14 protein-coding genes, 1 tRNA gene and 3 pseudogenes are annotated in these 18,532 nt (G+C 67.1%); 7 read left to right on the top strand and 11 right to left on the bottom strand.

All coding sequences use genetic code 11. The annotated features are described in order from the left end of the window. Window positions 1–537 precede the first annotated feature (537 nt). Together ACFE76_RS05985 and ACFE76_RS05980 are read left to right on the top strand one after the other, a co-directional pair. Window positions 538–1,356 (top strand): Hint domain-containing protein, encoded by an 819-nt coding sequence (locus ACFE76_RS05985; RefSeq protein WP_375430834.1) that lies wholly within the window; start codon window positions 538–540, stop codon window positions 1,354–1,356. 756 nt (window positions 1,357–2,112) lie between these two features. Further along, a pseudogene (locus ACFE76_RS05980) lies at window positions 2,113–2,271 on the top strand (transposase); the annotation flags it as partial. Window positions 2,272–2,686: 415 nt separating this feature from the next. Here ACFE76_RS05980 and ACFE76_RS05975 read toward each other — a convergent pair. After that, entirely contained in the window at window positions 2,687–2,908 is a 222-nt protein-coding gene (locus tag ACFE76_RS05975) for a tyrosine-protein phosphatase (protein ID WP_375430833.1), read from the bottom strand. Window positions 2,909–3,017: 109 nt separating this feature from the next. Here ACFE76_RS05975 and ACFE76_RS05970 point away from each other — a divergent pair, with 109 nt between their 5' ends. Together ACFE76_RS05970 and ACFE76_RS05965 are read left to right on the top strand one after the other, a co-directional pair. Beyond that, a complete protein-coding gene (locus tag ACFE76_RS05970) occupies window positions 3,018–3,566 on the top strand; it encodes a hypothetical protein (protein ID WP_375430832.1) in 549 nt (182 codons plus the stop codon). Next, window positions 3,563–4,444, top strand: a complete 882-nt coding sequence (locus ACFE76_RS05965) for a hypothetical protein (protein ID WP_375430968.1) — start codon at window positions 3,563–3,565, stop codon at window positions 4,442–4,444. The genes ACFE76_RS05970 and ACFE76_RS05965 overlap by 4 nt, the downstream gene beginning before the upstream one ends. Before the next feature lie 41 nt (window positions 4,445–4,485). Here the strand turns inward: ACFE76_RS05965 and ACFE76_RS05960 are convergent, their stop codons facing one another. From ACFE76_RS05960 to ACFE76_RS05930, 7 genes and pseudogenes are all read right to left on the bottom strand, one after another. Continuing rightward, window positions 4,486–4,617 (bottom strand): hypothetical protein, encoded by a 132-nt coding sequence (locus ACFE76_RS05960; RefSeq protein WP_375430967.1) that lies wholly within the window; start codon window positions 4,615–4,617, stop codon window positions 4,486–4,488. A gap of 25 nt (window positions 4,618–4,642) precedes the next feature. Further along, window positions 4,643–4,702 (bottom strand): annotated as a pseudogene (locus ACFE76_RS05955) (hypothetical protein); the annotation flags it as partial. A gap of 577 nt (window positions 4,703–5,279) precedes the next feature. Further along, window positions 5,280–6,080 carry a tyrosine-protein phosphatase gene (locus ACFE76_RS05950; protein WP_375430960.1) on the bottom strand — a complete coding sequence of 267 codons (801 nt, stop codon included), beginning with the start codon at window positions 6,078–6,080 and terminating at the stop codon, window positions 5,280–5,282. 30 nt (window positions 6,081–6,110) lie between these two features. Continuing rightward, window positions 6,111–7,241, bottom strand: coding sequence for a hypothetical protein (locus tag ACFE76_RS05945; protein ID WP_375430959.1), 1,131 nt, complete (start codon window positions 7,239–7,241; stop codon window positions 6,111–6,113). Between the two features lie 41 nt (window positions 7,242–7,282). Beyond that, window positions 7,283–8,692, bottom strand: coding sequence for a glycosyltransferase family 87 protein (locus ACFE76_RS05940; RefSeq protein WP_375430831.1), 1,410 nt, complete (start codon window positions 8,690–8,692; stop codon window positions 7,283–7,285). Between the two features lie 80 nt (window positions 8,693–8,772). Continuing rightward, window positions 8,773–10,932, bottom strand: a complete 2,160-nt coding sequence (locus ACFE76_RS05935) for a transglycosylase domain-containing protein (protein WP_375430830.1) — start codon at window positions 10,930–10,932, stop codon at window positions 8,773–8,775. Next, on the bottom strand, window positions 10,925–11,344 hold the full coding sequence (locus tag ACFE76_RS05930; protein ID WP_375430829.1) for a DUF5318 family protein: 420 nt from the start codon (window positions 11,342–11,344) through the stop codon (window positions 10,925–10,927). The genes ACFE76_RS05935 and ACFE76_RS05930 overlap by 8 nt, the downstream gene beginning before the upstream one ends. A gap of 129 nt (window positions 11,345–11,473) precedes the next feature. On the opposite strand from ACFE76_RS05930, the gene ACFE76_RS05925 reads away from it, so the two are divergent. Beyond that, window positions 11,474–11,546: transfer RNA gene (locus ACFE76_RS05925), tRNA-Ala, on the top strand. Window positions 11,547–11,678: 132 nt separating this feature from the next. On the opposite strand, the pseudogene ACFE76_RS05920 reads toward ACFE76_RS05925, so the two are convergent. Then, window positions 11,679–12,906: pseudogene (locus tag ACFE76_RS05920) on the bottom strand (IS256 family transposase). Window positions 12,907–13,733: 827 nt separating this feature from the next. Here ACFE76_RS05920 and ACFE76_RS05915 point away from each other — a divergent pair. Together ACFE76_RS05915 and ACFE76_RS05910 are read left to right on the top strand one after the other, a co-directional pair. Then, the gene (locus ACFE76_RS05915; protein ID WP_375430828.1) at window positions 13,734–14,330 is read left to right on the top strand and encodes a hypothetical protein; all 597 of its coding nucleotides are present in this window, start codon (window positions 13,734–13,736) and stop codon (window positions 14,328–14,330) included. Next, window positions 14,309–14,497, top strand: coding sequence for a hypothetical protein (locus tag ACFE76_RS05910; RefSeq protein WP_375430827.1), 189 nt, complete (start codon window positions 14,309–14,311; stop codon window positions 14,495–14,497). Before ACFE76_RS05915 ends, ACFE76_RS05910 begins: the two co-directional genes overlap by 22 nt. Here ACFE76_RS05910 and ACFE76_RS05905 read toward each other — a convergent pair. Together ACFE76_RS05905 and ACFE76_RS05900 are read right to left on the bottom strand one after the other, a co-directional pair. Further along, a complete protein-coding gene (locus tag ACFE76_RS05905; protein WP_375430826.1) occupies window positions 14,494–14,751 on the bottom strand; it encodes a hypothetical protein in 258 nt (85 codons plus the stop codon). The genes ACFE76_RS05910 and ACFE76_RS05905 overlap by 4 nt on opposite strands. A gap of 70 nt (window positions 14,752–14,821) precedes the next feature. Continuing rightward, complete coding sequence (locus tag ACFE76_RS05900; RefSeq protein WP_375430825.1) at window positions 14,822–18,040, bottom strand: helicase HerA-like domain-containing protein; 3,219 nt, start codon at window positions 18,038–18,040, stop codon at window positions 14,822–14,824. Window positions 18,041–18,532 lie beyond the last annotated feature (492 nt).

Genomic DNA, 18,532 nt, shown 5'->3' with positions numbered 1-18,532 from the left:
GTCCAGTACATGTCCGTACCGATGGTGTTGGTAGGTCCGATTATCGAGGCGGTAGGAACACTCAGCGAGAATCCGGATCGGGTACCGTGGGAACTGGAAGTAGATGTTGACCTGACTATCTTCTCGGTACGCAGTCGCGGAGGAGAGGGCTTGATCGTTGCATCCGCCATGGCGCTCGACGAGTCAGATGCAAGTGGCAACGAGCCCAGCAGCTTCCCAATGATGACTTAAGGTCACCTGAATACACGAGACCGACCTACTAGTCACGGCAGTTCAAGGGGGTCGCTGCCGCAGGTGGAGTCGAGGCCCTGCTTGTGCCGGATCAGACCGGTGCCGATTCGAGCGACTCAAGCTGGCGTACTCCGGTGCCACCGCTCCCTGGTTCTGACCCGAAGCACTCTAGATTGATCAGTAGTGGTGTTCATCATTGAGGGGCGGGTCAGTAACGGCGCCACCTACCTGACTGGGCCCGGCCCGCACACCGTCACCGGACTGGCCAAGAACGCCGGGGTCGGCGCCGCCACCGGCGGCGTCCCTTTGCGCGGCGTCGCCGGCCATGGACTCGAGTCAGGGGCCGGTCGGCTGCTGAACCGGACCGAAGAAGCCGTCACCGCCTGCTTCGTCGCCGGCACACCCGTCCTCCTCGCCGACGGCACCACCAAACCCATCGAAGACATCCAGATCGGCGACGAGGTGGCCGCGTTCAATCCCGAGACCGGGGAGAACGAGCCACGCCGGGTCCTCGACGCGTTCACCCACCACGACATACCCACCTACCGCGTCATCCTCGACAACGACCAAGCCGTCACCACCACCGCCGAACACCCCTTCATGGTCGACGGCCAAGGCTGGACCCCCGTCCGTGAACTCCGCAAAGGCGACCAGCTGGTTCGACCCGACGGGTCGACCGTCACCATCCACTCCATCGACGCCACCGGCGAGGTCGCCACCGTCCACAACTTCGAAGTTGATGGACTCCACAACTACTACATCCAAGCCGGCCACCACCGGCTACTCGTCCACAACGCCAACTGCGGCCGAGCAGACTTCGTCGCCAACTCTGACGGGGTCGTCGTTCCTACTAGCCGCGCTCGGCTGGAAGAAGGCTACCGCTCCGCTGGGCTGCCCTCAGCTCCCACAGCTTCACCGGGAACCCAGTACACTTTGTCCGATGGATCGCGTGTTCGTGTGATGGAACCGACCAATACGGCACCGTTGCGCGCCTCGTTCGAGAACGCCAACGGCGGGCCAGTAAGTCCATTCACGGGGAAAACTCCTCAACCACCACCGGGATTGACAAAACCGCAGCGTTGCGAATATGTCATAGAGCGGACCCACGTGGAGCTTGGCCCATGAGTTGGCCACGCTCTGAAATTAACGCCGGGCTACCAGTAACGGTGGCCGAACTCGAGTACAGCGATCCGATCCTTACCATTTTTGGAATGGAATGGTCATTGAGTCTGAGATGCCCATGGTCAGGTGTCATAGCATCACGTCAGGTCAGCTGGGAAGATGATGACGTGGAGGATCGCGCGTGGGACTTGATCGGCACTAACTTAATCACGGTGGAGGACGGAGTGGCTGGCGAAATCAAATTTCGCTTCAGCAACGCGATACTTCATGTGCATGCTGACACTGATATCGATCCTTGGGTCTTGCGACTCCCTCGGCTGATCGCGATCGGGCAGATGCTATAACCTCCAGTCTGACGACGACAGTACCTACGTACTTGATGGCGGGAGCGGCGGCTAGTGGTGTGTCGATTTGGATTTTACGTTGGCTGGGGATGATAGCTTCTGCTCGAGGCGAAACCCCGCATCCACGTCCACTTCACCCACCTACGGGTCTGGCTAACCTGGTTGAGGTCTGGTTCTCCATTTCTGACAAGCAAACCATCCACCGCGGCAACTTCAATTCCGTCCGCGACCTGATGTCCCAGATCCGAGCCTTCATCAAGGGCTGGAACACCCCCTGCTACTCATTCAACTGGATGAACCCGTCAAACCGCCACCGGTGACGCGACCTGGGGTTGGGCCGCGGTCTGAGGTGCTCTAAGTTTCCCGGACAGTGGCCCCCAAGTAAGATTGGGGCCTATCAGATTGGAAACGCATTTTGCCTGAAAAGCGTGGAAAGTTCTCTCCTGAGTTCAAAGCGGCGGCTGTCCGGGAGGTGATCGACAAGTCCCGCCCTATCGCGGACGTGGCCCGGGAGAACGGGGTGGTGGCTCAGACGCTGGGGAACTGGGTCAACGCCTGGCGGGTCGAGCACGTCGGCGAGGAGCCGGTGTTGACGGTCAGCGAGCTGGCGCGGCCCAAGGAGCTCGAACTGAGGAGCCCGTCGGAGCGACGATCGCCGGCGGGGTCAGCGGTGCGGCGACCAGTAGCCACTGGTCCCGGCCCGCACACCAGCTCAGGGCCCCTCGGCGCCACCGCCCGAAGGAGCCGGCACCGGCACCGCATTCGCCAGCCTCGGCGGCGCCGTCAGCCACGGCATTGGCAGTTACGCTGGCCGAACGCTCGACCACATCAGCCCCACGCCAGCAGAACATCTGGCGCGCGGCGGCAGCGGCTACGCGACGAGGGTCCTAGAGGGCGGCCGTCCAGATGGGCAAGTCGTGTAGACGGGTCACGGCGAGTATCGGATCGGATCCGGCGATACGGTTGTTCCAGAGCACATCAGGTAGTGGTCAAGCAGGTTGTCGGCGTACGTGGCCGAGGTCATCAGCCGGTCGACGATGGCCTGCCTCCTCCGAGCTGGCGGCGTAGTCGGCGATCACGGCCGCCCGGTCGGCCCCGACCAGGGTCAGCGCAAGGGCGACGATGGTGCCGGTCCGGTCCTTGCCGGCCGTGTAGTGCACCAGGGTCGCGCCCGGTGCGTCGGCGATGTCGCGGTCGACCCGATGGTCCACTCCCAGCTCTACTGGCGCGCCAGGGTTATCCACAGAAGTGCGCAGCCGGCTGACAGGTAGGGCGCTGACGTGTCACTCTTGCGTCTCGCGTACGGGGGAGGACGTGGAGATGGTTGACGCGCGCAGCGTGCTGGGGGTGGTCACCCTGGCCTGCCTGCTTGCCGTCACCGGCTGCACGAGCGACGAACCCGCCGGTCCTGCCCCTTCACCTACGCCTGTGGTGCAGACGCCGACCGAGACCACGCTGGAGCGCCAGCAACGGCTTGACTACGCCGCCGCCGAGAAGTCGTACCGGACCTTCCGCGCCGAGTACAACCGCGTCCTACGCGCCGGCGGTGCCAAGAAGCCGACGAAGCTCATGAAAGCGACCGCAGGCGGTTCATACCTCGCTGAACTCACCGAAGTCATCGTCGCCTATGACCGTATCGGTGGTCACGACAGTGGTAAGGAGAAGATCCTGTACGTACGGCCCGACGGTCACAGTGCCCGCGCCGTGATCCTCGAGGTTTGCGAGGACGAACGGCCCATCCTTTCTATCGCACCGGGACGACGGCTCAAGGGCAATGAGATCCGTGTGGCTCGACTCAAGGTTCGCAAGGTCGGTACTTCCTGGAAGCTGTGGTCTGGAACTGGCCAAAAGGTGTCGTCATGCGAATGAGAGCACTCCTGGCCGCTCCGGTCTTCATCATCGCATCGTCCCTCGTTGCTGTGCCTGATGTTGCGCATGGCGCACTAACGACCGGTAATAACACCGTTTTTGTCTCGGAGAAAGGCAAAAAATCAACCGCTGGGCACCCGGAGAAGCACAGTGCGAGTACCAAGACAGCGGCGCCGAAGTACAGGTACTTGCCCAAGGACGAGTACAAGAGCCAGATGAAAGCCTATCGCGCCCAGCTGGCGGCGGCGATCGCCCGGAACCAGCAGCTCCAGTCGAGCAACGCCTTGTGCGTGGACCGGATCGAGGCTGCCGGCTGTGCGATCAGGCGACAGGACGAGCTGCCCGAAGCACCGGACATTCGCCAAGCCGGCGACCCGGCCGAACCGGCACAACCTGCGCTGAGCCCGCAAGAGGTCGCCTACATCGCGTCGGCCCGGCTCACGCTGACCCCACCGAAGCCGAGGATCGGGCCGTCACCAGACCTCAACCGGTGGAAGATGGCTGCGGTCGGCTATCCGCTTTGGCTGTGGGCCGACGGGAACCTCGACCCCGCGCCCGTCTCGGACTCGGTCTACGACATCTCCGTCTCCCTCGACGCCCGCCTGGTCAAGGTCGTCTTCGACATGGGCGACGGGAACAAGCTCACCTGCACCAATCTGAGCACCCAGTGGACCCCGTCGGTCAAGCCCGGCACCGCGTCCCCGTCCTGCGGATACCGCTACCAGAAACCGTCGCTCCCCGCCGGCTCCTACACCGTCACCGCCAATGCCGTCTGGGCCGTCGACTGGAACATCACCGGCACCACCGGCACCATCCCGTTCTATCAGTCCGCCAGCACGACGATCCCGGTCGGCGAGCTGCAGGTTCTCGTCCGTTGAGAAACCTTCCCGCGGGAACGTTCCCGCCGATGCCCGACCGATCAGCCCAGCAGCTTGACGCGCAGCCGCCGCGTGTCGTCGGCGGTCCAGCCATGACGGGGTGAGAAAGGCCTCGACCCGCCGAACTGGTCGTCGAGGTGGTCGAGCAGGGACTGCATGGTCTCGACGTGCACGAGGTGGGACGACAGGGGCGCCGGCCAGTGTGAGGCCCAGGGCGACGACTGTTCTGGTCCGGTCCTTACCGGCGGCGCAGTGCACCAGGGTTACGCCGGCGCGTCAGCGATGACCCGAAGGGCCCTGACCACCGAGTTCGGCCGGTCGATCAGGTACGCCAGGTCGTGCGAGGCGACGTCGTTACCCGGCTCGACGCTCGGCTCGAGATCGACCCGGCCGCGCCATCGCGCTGACCACCGGCGGACTTGAGGCCCTCGGCACCGCCCTCAGTCGCCGGCCCCCGTCCTCCTCGCCGACGGCACGAGCAATCCAATTGAGGACATCCAGGTCGGCGACCAGGTCAACGCGTTCAACCCCGACACGGGAAACCGAGCCGCGGTGTGTAGTAGACGCGTTCATCCGCCAGGACATCTCTACCTACCAGGCGATCATCGACCACAATTCCCAACGAGCAGAGTTGCGAACCCGGACCCAGACAAGGGAGCCGCTTTGATCGAGCAGGCTGGGCGCCGGTACGGTGTTACTCCCTCCGATGGATACCACTACTTCAGGAACGAGCGCGAGATGCTAGAGGTTTCGGGGAGCTTCGCAACGAGTTGTCGCCCGAGATACCTTGGTATCTGCACCAGCGTCGAGCAGAAAAGGATCTGAGTCTTCGGAGTCAGTCCAGCAGTTTCCTCCGGAGCCGAGCGGTGTCCTCAGCGGTCCAGCCGTGCGGGATGAGAAAGGCTTCGACCCCGCCGAACTGGTCGTCGAGGTGGTCGAGCAGGAACTGCATGGTCTCGGCGTACACCAGGTGCGACGACAGGGGCCGGTCGCGCAGGTTGTCGGCGTACGTCGCCGAGGTCATCAGCCGGTCGACGATGGCCTGCATCCGCTCCGAGCTGGCGGCGTAGTCCGCGATCACGGCCGCGCGGTCGGCCCCGGCCAGGGTCAGCGCAAGGGCGACAATGGTGCCGGTCCGGTCCTTGCCGGCCGCGCAGTGCACCAGCGTCGCGCCCGGCGCGTCAGCGATCACCCGGAGGGCCGTGATCACCGAGTCGGGCCGGTCGACCAGGTACGAGAGGTAGTGCGAGGCCACGTCGTTCCCCAGCTCGACGCTCGGCTCGAGGTCGACCCAGGGCAGCGCTTCCTTGGGCAGCGCCTCAGGCCGGTCCTCCTCGGGTTCGGGCTTGGCCTCGCCGACCCCCTCGCGCCACTCGCGGAACAGCGAGAGCTGGTGGATCGACACCTCCGGGTGCCCGGTCAGCGCGGTCGGGCCCTCCATCTCGGCCTCGTAGTCGCTGCGCAAGTCGACGACGTCGCTCAGCCCGCGGCCGAGCAGGGTGGCCACGTCAGCCTCGGTCAGGGACTGCAGGTTGTCCGAGCGCAGCAGCCGGCCGGCGGCGATCGCCTGCCCGTCGGTGGTCGGGATCCCGCCGACGTCTCGTAGGTTGACCAGGCCGTCAGCGTCGATCCACATCCGTTGCACCGAGCAAGTGTAGGGAGCCTGCTAGCTCGCCCAGTGACCGGTGAAGAAGAGCCAGCTCCACCAGATCATCCCGACCACACCGAGCCCGACCCCGGCCACCACGAGCGCCCGGTGGACCAGTCCCGGCCCGACGCCGGCGGGTCGCCGGACCCCCCAACGGGCCAGCATGATCCACAGCGGAAACCACAACAGGGTCGCCCGGTTGACCGAGAAGAACCAGTACGACAGCGAGAACGCCACCACCTGCACGCCCACCCAGGCGGCCTCGGCCCACAGCCGCCGGGTCAGGCACCACACGGTGACGAGGAGCCCCACGGCCATCGAGACCACCTCGCCGCGGAACACCGCCGCCCACCACGGATGGTCGGCGTACGCGCCGGGCACGATGGCGGGAATCGTGTTCAGGAACGACTGCCAGGGCGTGGTCAGCTGGCGTACCCAGCCGGTCGACTGCGCGGTGTACCAGGCGGTCCAGCTGCCGGTCAGCGCGTGCAGGTAGGTGGCGAAGGCGAGGATCGCCGCCGCCGGCAGCAGCAGCCACGCCGCCCGCCGTATCCGGTCGACGAGGCTGAGCCCGCCCGCGGTCAGGATCATCACCCCGAGCGCGCCCACCAGAAAGAGCCCGGACACCCGGACCGTGCAGGCAACCGTCGCCAGCAGCGCGGCGGTCCCCCATCGGTCGGCCCGCGCCCGTTCCCAGGCCCAGAAGGCCGCAGCGCAGAAGAGCGACTCGGTGTACGGGACGGTCGTGAAGACCGCCGTCGGCGCGAACAGCCAGAGCGCCGCCGCCCACGGACCGCCGAGCCGGGCCAGCGCCGCCGCGGCCATCCCGGAGCAGATCAGCGAGAGCACGACGCCGCCGACCGCGACCGGGACGCCCACCGCCAGGCCGGCCGCGAGCAGCGCAGGCAGGCCGGGGAAGAAGGCCATCAAGATGTTGTCCGGTTCGGCGAAGTAGCCGCCCTGGGCGAGCAGGGTGAAGTGCTGGACGTCCCAGTTGCTGACCATGTCGGTCACCCGGCGTCCCTCGCGCAGCGCCAGCACCAGCGCGACCAGGGCGATCAGCCCGCGGCTGGCGAGCCAGGCCTGGACGACCGTACGGCCGCTGGCCCCGTCCAGGGTCGACGGCGGCGCGAGCCGGGCCAGGCGCATCCGGCTCGGCGCCGGGTCAGGTCGCAGCTGCAGCGCCGCGCTCATCCGACGCCGCCCACGACCGCAGCCCGCAGCCGTCGCACCCAGGCGGCGTCAGTCGCTCCGTCGAGCACGCCGCCGGTCGGGTCGTCCAGCCCACCGGCCCGGATGGGGTCGTGCGCGGGCCGCAGGATGTCGCGGACGACGACGGCGACCACCCAGCCCTGAGTACCGAGCCGGACCAGGACGGCGAGCCAGTAGAGCCGGTCCGGCGAGCCGTCACCGGGGGCCAGCAGACCGCCGAGGTGCCACCAGATGGCGCCGAAGTAGAGCAGCTCGCCGACCGTGAAGATCACCCAGTCGCGCCATCGGGGACGGGCGAGGACGAGCAGGGGCAGCAGCCAGAGCACGTACTGCGGGGAGTAGACCTTGTTGGTCATCAGGAAGGCGGCCACCACCAGGAAGGCCACCGAGCCGAGCCGCGGCCGGACCGGCGCGAGCACGATGAGTAGTCCGATGGCCAGGCAGCCGAGCGCGAACAGCCCGCCGCTGACCAGGTTGAGGTTGGCGACGGGGTGGCCGGCGAGGGAGAGGACGTACCAGAGCGAGCCGAAGTCGCCGGTACGTTCGGAGTTGAACTGCCAGAAGCTCAGCCAGGCCTGCGGCGCCAAGATCAGCACCGGCAGGTTGACCACCGCCCAGCCGATCACGAACGCGAAGATCGCGGTGAGCAGGTCACCAGTCCGGCGGCCGCGCAGGCAGAGCAGCAGCAGCGGCCCCAGCAGCAGACCGGGATAGAGCTTGGCCGCCATGCCCAGGCCGAGCAGCAGTCCGCTGAGGCCGGGCCGACGCCGCGACCAGGCCAGCAGCGCGGTGGCGGTCAGCGCCACAGGCAGCAGGTCCCAGTTGACGAGCGCGGCGGTGGCGACGCAGGGCGACGCGGCGAGCATCAGCCCGTCCCACGGGCGGCCCGGGACCGACCGCACCTGCGCCCAGATCGTCACCAGCAGCAGCGCCCCGAGCAGGACGGCGTTCACGTCGACGAACCGTAGCGTGGCGTCGACCGCCTGCTGGTCGGTCAGGCCGGTACCGGACGGCGCACCCAGCAGCACCGTGATCCGCCGCTCCAGCTCGAGGAACGCGCCGGTGAGGACGGGATACTCCAGCACCGGATAGCTGCCGGAGTCGAGGTAGGGCACGTTGCCCTGCAGCAGTCCGCGGCCCGAGTAGAGCAGCCCGATGTCGGAGTAGCACATGTTCTTGTACTGGTCGATCGACTGGCCGGCGGTGGTGATCCGGCACGGCAGCCGGAACACGAGCCCAGCGAGGTAGACGAGCGTGCCGACCAGTAGCGCTACCCGGGTGGGGTTCCACCAACGTCCGCCCGTCGCGTGCCGACCGGCCGGTCCGCCGAAGCGACGGCCCAGCTCGACGACGAACGGGTCGCTGACCGGGGGCGACGTCCGCTGCACCCGGACAGACTAGGCGCACCTACGCGCCCTGAGCCTGTCGAAGGCCTCGAAGAGGTTGCGCTCCCTCCAAGCCCGCTCAGCTAACGCCCGCTGGAGCTCGAGCTGGGCTTTGGCGTGCTCGACGAGCTGGGCTTGGGCGGGATCGAGCTGGCCGAAGCGGACGAGCTCGGCGTCTGGCTGGGCGTCTGCGACGGTGCGGTACTGGCGGACTGCTGCTCTGTCGGCGATGGCGCCTGGTAGGTCGGCGAGGGCTGCGGCGCGCTGTCGGCGTTGACGTAGGCAGGCTCGGGGAACTCCTTGACCGCCTGGCCCTCGGTGGCGGTCTTCATGTACTCCTCCCACGTCAGCGCCGGGTAGGTGCCGCCGAAGAAGGTGCTGTCGCCGGGGCGGCGATAGTCGTCGAGGCTGGCCGAGCCGCTGTTGCCCGCCACGTACATCACCGCGGTGGAGATCTGCTTGGTGTAGCCGACGAACCAAGATGAGTTGACGACGTTTCCGCCCTTGCCGTCGTCCACGCCGTTGGTCCCGGTCTTGCCGGCGACCGGCCGGTTGAGGGTCTGGACGGTGGTACCGGTGCCGTTCTCGACCACGTTGGAGAGGGCGAACGTGACGTCGGCGGCGACGTCCTCGCTGACTGCCCGCTTCTCCTTGGGGTCTGCCTTGTAGAGAACCTTGCCGTCCGCGTCCTGCACCTCCTTGACCACGTGGTCGGCGACCGACACGCCGTCGTTGGCGAAGGTGGCGTACGCGTTGGCCTGGTCGAGCGGGCTGACCTCGGGGGTGCCGATCGGGATGTTGCGCGGGGCGGCGTCCCAGCCGCGGGTCTCGGGGGCGCCGGCATCCTCGGCGACCTTCTCCACCTTCGCCTTGCCGTCCTCCATGCTGGTCACGAGATCGACGAAGGCGGTGTTGATCGAGTAGGTGGTCGCGTTGAGCAGGCTGGTCTGGTAGCCGTAGCTCTGCGAGTACTCGTTGCGGACGACCTTCGGGTCACCGGGCAGGTAGAAACTGCTGCCGTGGAAGGTGGAACGCAGGCTGTAGCCGTCATCCAGGCCGGCAGCCAACGCGTACGCCTTGAACGTGGAGGCGGTCGGGCGGGCGGTGGTGGCCCAGTTCCGCGAGTTCTTGACGTAGTCGGGACCGCCGTAGAGGGCGAGCACCTCGCCGGTGCCGACCTCGACGGAGGCGATCGCGGCGTGCAGGTTCTTGGCCTTCTTGTCCGCCGCGGTCGCCGCCTGGTTGGTGTAGTCCTGAGCGGCCTCGACGGCGGCGTTCTGCGCGTCCTTGTCGAACGTGGTCGTGATCTTGAGCCCGCCGCCGCTGATCTGGTCGGAGCTGAAGCCTTTCTGGGCCAGCTCGCTCTCGACCATCTTCAGCAGGAATCCCTTAGGGCCGCCGTAACGCTCATTGGTCGCGACGTCGGGGAACTTCGGGAGCTTGGCCGAGTCCTTGGCGGCCTTCGCCGGCGTGATCGCCCCGGTCTCGGCCATCGAGCCGACCACGTAGCGGTAACGGTCCAGCAGGTGCTGCTTGCCCTCTTTGTCGGACGGGTCGAAATAGGTCGGGTTGTTGATCACGCTGGCCAGCACGGCGGCTTGGGCGACCGAGAGGTCCTTGGCGTCCTCGTCGAAGTAGGCCCTGCTCGCCGCCTGAACCCCGTACGCGCCGTGCCCGAAGTAGATCGTGTTGAGGTAGCCCTCGAGGATCTGCTCCTTGGACAGCTGCTTGTTGATCTTGTACGCGAGGAAGAGCTCCTTGAACTTTCGCGTGGCCGTCTGCTGGGAGTACAGGTACTTGATCTTGATGTACTGCTGGGTGATGGTCGAGCCGCCCTGCAGGCTGCCGCCGCGGGCGATCGTGAAGGCGGCGCGGGCCATGCCACGGATCGAGATGCCGCGGTCGGTCCAGAACGAACGGTTCTCCGCCGCCACGACCGCGTCCTTGATCGTCTGCGGCATCTCCTTGAACTCCAGCGGCTGCCGGTTCTGGATGGCAAAGCTGCCGAGCTCGGACTTGCCGTCGCCGTAGTAGACAAAGGTGGTGGCGGTCTCGAAGTCGGCGTTCGGGTTGGGCAGGTCGGTGGTGGTGTAGCCGACCGCGACGACCGCAGTCACGCTGACCAGGCCGAGCGCGATCAGGATTGCGAGCGCAGCAAAGATCCGCTTGGCGGCGCGACCGCGTTTCCGCGGCGCCTTCGCCTCAGGTCGCTTTGCTACCGGCCCCCAAGAGGGGTCAGCCATAGATGTCCTCAACCGTCTGCTGCCGGCGCGGGGGCTTGCGCCGCACCCCGTCGCCGAGCAAGTAGGACAAGATCATGTGGTTCCACTTGCAGGTCTGGCACACCTCGACCACGACGACCTTGAACTCGCCGTACTCGTGAGCCATCTCCTCCAGCTCAGCCGTCCGCTTGATTCGGCCGGAGTACTGACCGAGCTGCTCACCGAACACGTAGCTCAGCGTGGTCAGCGCCGGCGCCTGGCAGACCGGGCACGCGTTGGTCGTCACCTCACCGTGGTACTTGGCCGCCCGGATCAGCATCGGGTCGGCGTCACACGCGTCCAGACGCGCCATCTTGCGTCCGTTGCGGCGCAGCTTCTCCAGCGTGGAGCGTCGCTGCAGCGCATAATCGATGACCTCCCGCTGCGACCACATGGCGTCTAGGGTACGACTCCTGGCCAGGGGAAGCCGGTTCTGTGAGGTGCCTGACAGGCTGGAACCTGAGGCTACCGTGGGACGTTGGGGCGCCCGATGACGTAGCATCGTGGGCTGGTCGACGACCGCGGGGCCATGGCGCAATTGGTAGCGCACCTGCTTTGCAAGCAGGGGGTTAGGGGTTCGAGTCCCCTTGGCTCCACGCATCACCCTACCTAGTCAAAGGGCACTTGACCCATGAATTTTGGCACTGCTAGAACAGCTCAGATGGCCCACTGAGTGACTAACGCGGATTGAGTCCCGCCCGGTGGTGGGCTTTCGGGTGTTCTCGATGTCAGTCGCCGGCTCCGATTGCGGCGACAGCACCAGTATCGCTGGCTGGGTTGAGCTTGGCCATGGAGGTCTCGGAGAGGTAGCGGCGGTCGGAGACCTGCCATTCGTCGTGGGCGTCGTTCAACACCGCACCGACCAGGCGGATGACGGAGGCGTCGTTGGGAAAGATGCCGACGACGCGGGCTCGGCGTTTGATCTCGCGGTTGAGCCGTTCGATCGGGTTGGTCGACCAGACCTTGACCCAGTGGCTGCGGGGAAAGGCGGTGAACGCCAGCACTTCGGCTTTCGCGTCATCCATCAGCGGCCCGATCTTGGGGAAGGTGCCGGCGAGCTGGTCACGGACCTGGTCCCAGGCCTGGGCGACGGCGGCAGCGTCGGGTTGGGCGAACGCGGTCCGAAACACCGCAGCGACCGTGTCCTTGTGAGACTTCGGCACCAGGGCGAGGAGGTTGCGGGCGAAGTGGACCCGGCACCGTTGGTGGACCACCCCTGCAGCTGCCGGGCGAGGGGCGGCGACCAGACCAGCGGTGCTGGTCGGAGATGACCAGCCGGACCCCGGACAGGCCGCGTTCGCGCAGGGTGCGGAGGAACCCGCGCCAGAACACCTCGTCCTCGGAGTCGCCGATGTCGACACCGAGGATCTCTCGGCCGCCGTTGGCGGTGACGCCGGTCGCGACCACCACCGCCATGGTGGTGACCTGACCGGTGCGGCGGACATGCAGATAGGTGGCGTCCACGAACACGTACGGAAACGTCGTGTGGTGCAGCGGACGGGACCGGAACGCCTCGACCTGCTCGTCCAGGCCGGCGCAGATCCGCGACACCTCCGACTTGGAGATGCCCGAGCCGATCCCGAGGGCAGCGACCAGATCGTCGACCGCCCGGTTCGAGACGCCGTCGACCCACGCCTCCATCACCACCGCATACAGGGCCTGGTCGATCCGCCGCCGCCGCTCGAGGATGACGGGGAAGAACGACCCCTGCCGCAGCTTCGGGATCGCCAGTTCCACATCCCCGGCCTGGGTGGAGATCAGCTTCGACCTCGACCCGTTGCGCTGGGTGGTGGGGGTCTCGGTGCGCTCGTAGCGGCCGGCGCCGATCTGCTCGGCCGCGTCGACCTCGATCAGGTCCTGCATGACCAACCGCACCGATTCGCGGATCAGGTCCACACCCTCCCCGGCCCGGAAGGCCTCTAACAGCTCGGATGCGACAGACTGGGACAACACCATTGGCGGGAACCTCCTGGTAAGAACTTGCCGGTACACACCGAGAATCCCGCCGATGGCGCCCTCAACTGCAGCAACTCACCGAACCCCGAAACCCCACCACGCCAGGAGACTCACACGTAACTTCGTCACCTTGCCTCAGGGCTGGGATTTTAATTGCCTCAATACCATTCTAATCATCCGTAATTGCCGAGCAGTACGGCCGTCGAAGTTTCTCTCAGAAATTACTGGAAGCCGTGGCAGGTGCAGCATTGCCCGGACCTGGTCGGCACCGTTGCTGGAACCGCCCGGCGTCACGGTGAATGAGTCAACCTTCACTCAGCGCAGAGAGCCCAGGGCGACCAGCAGAGCGTCGCTGTTGAACTGCTCTCGCCTGCGGCGATGCTCTGGCGTCTGCCTCACTCGATTCACCCCTCGTCGGCCGCCGCGCAGCACCCTCCCGTGTACCCGGACCGGCAGCGAGAACGGTATCTCGCGCCGCGGCGATCCGCGGCTGTTTCGGGCGATCAGCTACTGACACCTGGGCCTCCTTGTGTCGCCTAGTCAGGAGTCGCCGGGACCCGGCGGCTTCGCCGAGCCAAATGCCTTGGCAAGAGGCGAAGGTCGTGGTGCCTCGGCAGCCGGCCTCTGCGAGGCAGGATGACCACATGCCCTCACCAAGTTCTTTCCCCCGCCTCCGTCGAGCATGGACCGGATCGACGACCGAGAACTGGGGCAAAGCGCTGCCTGCCGTGATACGCCTTCTAGCCGACCGACGGGCCGACGTGGCCCTGCCGCCGTGTCCGTGGGTCCGAGCCGGGGACCGCTGGGACCAGACATTCGCGAGTGCCTTGGCCTACTGGACGGCGCTGGACCACGTGCTGCGTTACCAGCTGGGGTGGACATTCCCCGCCCAAGGCCTAGCACGCTGGCTGGACGAGGGGTCGCCCGACGACGTGCTGCCGCTGGCCTTGGTCCGGCACGTGTGGCTCGGTGACGGCGCCGTCCCCCGGTACATGGCGTGGCGCGCGCAGACAGGCGCAGACCACCTGCCCTCCGCCTGGATGGACCAAACGGTGGAAACGGCTTATGAGCTCAAGAAGGAAGGTGAGCCGGTCGGCCCCTGGGGGCTGCACCTTGAGGAGTTCGGAAAGCACGTCCTGGCACCGTCGGAGGAGCAGCCGCCGAAGCTGACCTGGCTTCACCCGTTCGAGCCGCCTGCGCCGACGCAGCGGCCCCGCTTGGTCGGCGACTCGGAGCCTGTTCTGCTGTTCCGCGGCGGCTTGGAGACCGGCTGGTATCGCGCTCTTGAGTACGCCCCGGCTTCTGCTGTCCGAGTGGTCAGCGAGGAGTACGGCCTCGTCGGCCGCTTCCATCGCAGCCCAGCCAGTGGTCGCTGGCACACGGCACCGGAGGAGGTTCACAGGTGGGGGGTCCGGCCGTCCTGACCTGTCTTCCGCGGGCGCCGCGCTGCGACCTCGAAGCAGACGGCGTGCGCAACTGCGGCCGGATCTTCGTGTCCCAGACCCGGACCACCGACCAGCCGGCTGCCGCCAGGGCGGCATCGGTGCCGGCGTCGCGCGCCTTGTTCCTCGAGATCTTGTCGCTCCACTAGCCCGCGGTTGGCGGTGGTGGATCGGGGCAGCCGTGATCGGGGCAGCCGTGCCAGAAGCAGCCGTCGATGAAGACGGCGACCTTGGCGGGGCCGAACACTAGGTCGGCTCGGCGACGCAGCCCTTTCAGGGGGCAGCGTCGATGCCGTACCGCAGCCCCTAGACGTGCAGTAGCCGCCGAACGGCAAGCTCGGCAGAGGTGTCGCGAGTCTGCTGCCGCTGCATCAGCGCCCGGACGGCCGGGCTGCTCGCCCAAGACTCGCCTTGATCGGCGGGGGTCCGCCGGCTGGTGGCGGGCCGGCCGTCCTGACGCCGGCCGGCCGGGGTCACTGGGGGTGGCGGAGGGCCGGCAAGCCGAGGGCGGGTGCGTCGCGGTGCGCTTGGGCCATCCGCACCAGCTGCGGGGTCCCGCCGCGGAGGCTGACGTAGGCCTCGCCGACGCCGAGGGTGCGGATCTGTTCGGGGAGGCGCGCGTTGTGGGGGTCGAGCTTCCGGGCGGCCATGGTGGCGGCTGGGCCGTCGGGGAGGCCGAAACAGATCTTGGTCTGGGCGTTGGCAGCAACGATGTCGGGCAGGTCCAGGGGCTGCTGAGTGGCAAGGACGACGGAGAGTCCTTTGGACCGGCCCTCGCGGATCATGGTTCCGATGGCTTTGAACGCGGCGACGCGGTGAGCTTCGTCGACGACGGCCACGTACCGGATGGTGTTGGGCACGGGGGGGAGGTTCTGGACGGTGAGCAGCAGCGAGGAGAGGATGAAGCCGGCGGCGAAGACGGTGGTCTGGCCGTTGCCCGGGATGCGCGAAAGGCCGAAGACGACGTTGCGGTCGATGACGCTGCCGAGCGGCTCTCCGGACCCGAACAGGTCGTATTCGGTGAGGTCGCCGATCACTCCGGCGAGGTCGTCGTCGAGTTGCCCGCCGAGGGTCTTCAGGGTGGGCCATCTGTGCTCTTGGCGGCCGATGCGGTAGGCGTTTTCTAGCGCAGTCTTGAGCTTGCTCTTCTGCCGGACGCCCATCCGGGTAAAGGCCCGGGTAGCTTCCTCGACGGTGTCTCGGATCTCGATGACGGCGGCGTCGATGTCGCGTTTGCTGTCGCTGGGCAGCGCCAGCGGATTGTAGGGCGCTCCCCCGTCCCAGAGGTCGAGGAACTCTGCGTCGGCGAAGTCGGGGAAGCCTGTGTCGCCGCTGTAGTCGTTCTTGAAGTCGAGGATGCCGACCTTGCTGCCGCTGTGGTGGGTCAGTTGGGCGAGAAGGCTCATGACGAACTGGGTCTTCCCCATACCGGAGGAGCCCCAGATTTCGACGTGGCCGTTCTGCAGCAGGTTTGGGCTGGGCGGCCCTGCCGGGTGCCAGCTGACAGCGTCGCCTGTGTCGGCGTCCCATCCGAGGACCGGGGCCCGGAAGCCTGCCGAGGTCGGGCTCGCCGCCTGCTCGCCGGTCGTTGTAGAGGTTTCTGGGCCGTCGGGGGCCTGGTGGTCCTCCCCGCCGCCGGGCTCATGGTCTTCTGGTGGACTGTCGCTGTCGTCGCCGATCCGGGTGCCGGCGCTGCTGCTCTCCCGGGTCGGTTCCGGCGCCGCTTCCACAAGCGACTCGGTGTCTTCGCCGGCTTCCGGGTCGAGATGCTGGACTTTTGTTCCGTGCTCGGCCGCCTGTGGTGCGGTAGACGCCTCCGGGCCGGCCGGCGCAATAGCTGCGCCTCTTCCGATTTCGGGCCGTCGGTGGACGCGGGTGCTTTGGAACGGCGCCCGCTCAGACTCCACGGTCCGCAGCTGGGTCAGGTCTGTACTGGTGGCGGTGCGAAGCAGCTCCTCGGTGAGGGTGACGCTGCGCAGGACGACAGGAACGATGTCCCCGGCTACGGACTGCTGGTGGGTGGCGTCGTCGGACTTGGCGTTGGGCCGGAACACCAGTCCCACACCGGCCCACTCCAACGAGCCGTCGCCGAGGCGGAAACTCTCGAGCGCGTCGAGCTCCGCCGCGTCGAGCCGGAACTTCGACTCCCGCGCCACGGAGTAGGCGGCTTCAGCGATACGGTTAAGCCACAGCCTGCTCTGGATGCTGCTGTCGGGGTACGCCGCCCAGCGGGTGGCGGCGATCGTCTGGACGAGCTGGTCGAGAGCACCGGCTTTGGCGTCGGTCTCGTCAGAGCGCCGGGCCTTGACTTCGATGACCGCGACGTGGACGCCTCGTTCGGCAGGGTCGAGGGCGATGGCGAGGAGGTCAGCGCGCTTACCGCTGAACCAGTGTCGGTATTCGTCGAGACTAACCAGCAGCACCCGGCAGCCAGGCGGCAGCGGCCAGGGGGTCGCAGTGGTGGCGAGCATGCTGAACGCGACGACGTGACCGACGAGTTCGTTGATGCCGGCCCCGCTCGTCGCCGCCTGGAGCGCGAGGATTCCGTATCCCTGACTGGCGACTTTGCGGAGGTCGGTGCCGAGTTCGAGCGCGACGTCAGGATTGTCGACGATGCCGGCGATGCGGAGGCTCCGTCCGATTGCCCGGTCGGCGGGTCCTCCAGACTTCTGGCTGAGAACCAGGGCGAGGGGGCTGTCTCCGCCGAGGCGACGTTCCTGATGAAGGATCGCGACTTGATCGCGGCCGAGCGCCTGCTCGAGGCTATCGCGCGTGGCGTAGCGGTCGAGGGTGGCTACCCAGAGGGCCAGTTCGTGGATTTCGACGAGCTGGTCGCGGATGTTGAGGGTGCCGGTGCGCACTTCCGGGACCTCGAGGGGGCCGTCCGGCTCGGGCCAGGAGTCGGAGACGGCGTTCTGTAGCTGTAGCCAGGACCGGCCGGTCGCGCTGGCAGCCGGCGGCATGAGCAGGGTCCGCCGCTCCTTTCCGGGGCGCTGCCAGACACGGGGGGCGAACAGGACTTCCGCGTCTAAGCGCGGCAGCTCGACCTCGGGGGCGTCAACCTGGAGTCGGCGGCCACCTTCGGTGAGGCCGGTGACGAGCGCCAGGTGGACCGCAGGCGTGTCGTGGGCTGGGGCGAGCACTCGTCGGGCGCCGGCCAGGTCGGGCATGTAGCGAAGCTGCAGCGCGTCCTGCTCACCTCGGAGTTTGCGGTCGGCTCGGTCCAGGGTGGGCCGGGACGGCTTATCCACAGGTTGGTCCCCGACGCAAAAGATTTCGACGCGTTCGACGACGGCGCTGCCGATCTTGGTGCCGATCAACTCAACCGCTTCGGCGGCGAGCAGGTCGGCGGCGCCGGGTCCCCAGGCGAGGCAGCGCAGGTGGCCGGCTGCTTCGGGCTGCAAGGTGAGCAATTGGGTGATGACCGAGTGCAACGAGTCGGAGGCGGCCCCGCTCTCGTCGAGGCTGCGGCGGGAGCCGTAGAGGCTCCAAATCCGCCCCTCAGCGGTCGGCAGCAGGACGTTGTCCTGGTTGCGCAGCCGAATATGGGCAGGGTGGTGCGCTGCAGTGGTACGGGCCACGGCGGCAGCAGCAGCAGCTGCATCCCCGGGTTCAGTGTCTCTGCCGTCTTCGGCCCGGTCGAGTAGTTTCCAGAGAGCTTCGAGCTGCTGACCGAGCCACTCTGCTTTCATCGGGGCAAAGCCAGTAAGAGCGACACACTGTCCGGCCCGGACAGCGCCCGCGAGCGCCAGCGCTTGCGCGTCGGACTCATTGCCGGCAGCCTGCAGGGCCTGGGACGCCGTGGTCCAGGCTTCCGCCCAGCGCGTAAGTAGGGCTGGGCTCAACCCATATTCAAGTGCCTCGTTTGCTGTGTCGTGGAGTAGCGAGGCGAGGGGTTGAAGGGTCTGCGGTACAGCGGCGAACCTCAAAGGCTGGGCGCCACAAAACGCATGCAGGGTCGGCTCATCATCGGCTCTAAGCGAAAGGCTGGGCTGCTCGGCAAACAGCAGCGCCGCACGTAAGAGCGCTACATCATCTAGGTCTGGCCTCCAGTCGACTTGGACCGTCGTCCTGGCTCTGTCGTTGGCGTGCAGGCGGAGCTTAAGCGCGGGCAGAGTCCCACCCGCGTCTAGGTGACTGGTGTCGAACGGGGTGGGGTGGTGGTGGCGGCTCTGGCTCGGCGT

Source organism: uncultured Friedmanniella sp. (assembly GCF_964244005.1).
Taxonomy (GTDB): Bacteria; Actinomycetota; Actinomycetes; order Propionibacteriales; family Propionibacteriaceae; genus Microlunatus.
The sequence above is the reverse complement of the archived record's forward strand: the minus strand, read 5'-3'. Positions and strand labels throughout refer to the sequence as shown.

Bases quoted from the DNA above. Each gene is read 5' to 3' on its own strand.
- ACFE76_RS05970 (WP_375430832.1), top strand. From the start codon at position 3,018: ATGGTTGACGCGCGCAGCGTGCTGGGGGTGGTCACCCTGGCCTGCCTG.
- ACFE76_RS05965 (WP_375430968.1), top strand. From the start codon at position 3,563: ATGAGAGCACTCCTGGCCGCTCCGGTCTTCATCATCGCATCGTCCCTC.
- ACFE76_RS05950 (WP_375430960.1), bottom strand. From the start codon at position 6,080: ATGTGGATCGACGCTGACGGCCTGGTCAACCTACGAGACGTCGGCGGG.
- ACFE76_RS05945 (WP_375430959.1), bottom strand. From the start codon at position 7,241: ATGCGCCTGGCCCGGCTCGCGCCGCCGTCGACCCTGGACGGGGCCAGC.
- ACFE76_RS05935 (WP_375430830.1), bottom strand. From the start codon at position 10,932: ATGGCTGACCCCTCTTGGGGGCCGGTAGCAAAGCGACCTGAGGCGAAG.
- ACFE76_RS05930 (WP_375430829.1), bottom strand. From the start codon at position 11,344: ATGTGGTCGCAGCGGGAGGTCATCGATTATGCGCTGCAGCGACGCTCC.
- ACFE76_RS05900 (WP_375430825.1), bottom strand. From the start codon at position 18,040: ATGAAAGCAGAGTGGCTCGGTCAGCAGCTCGAAGCTCTCTGGAAACTA.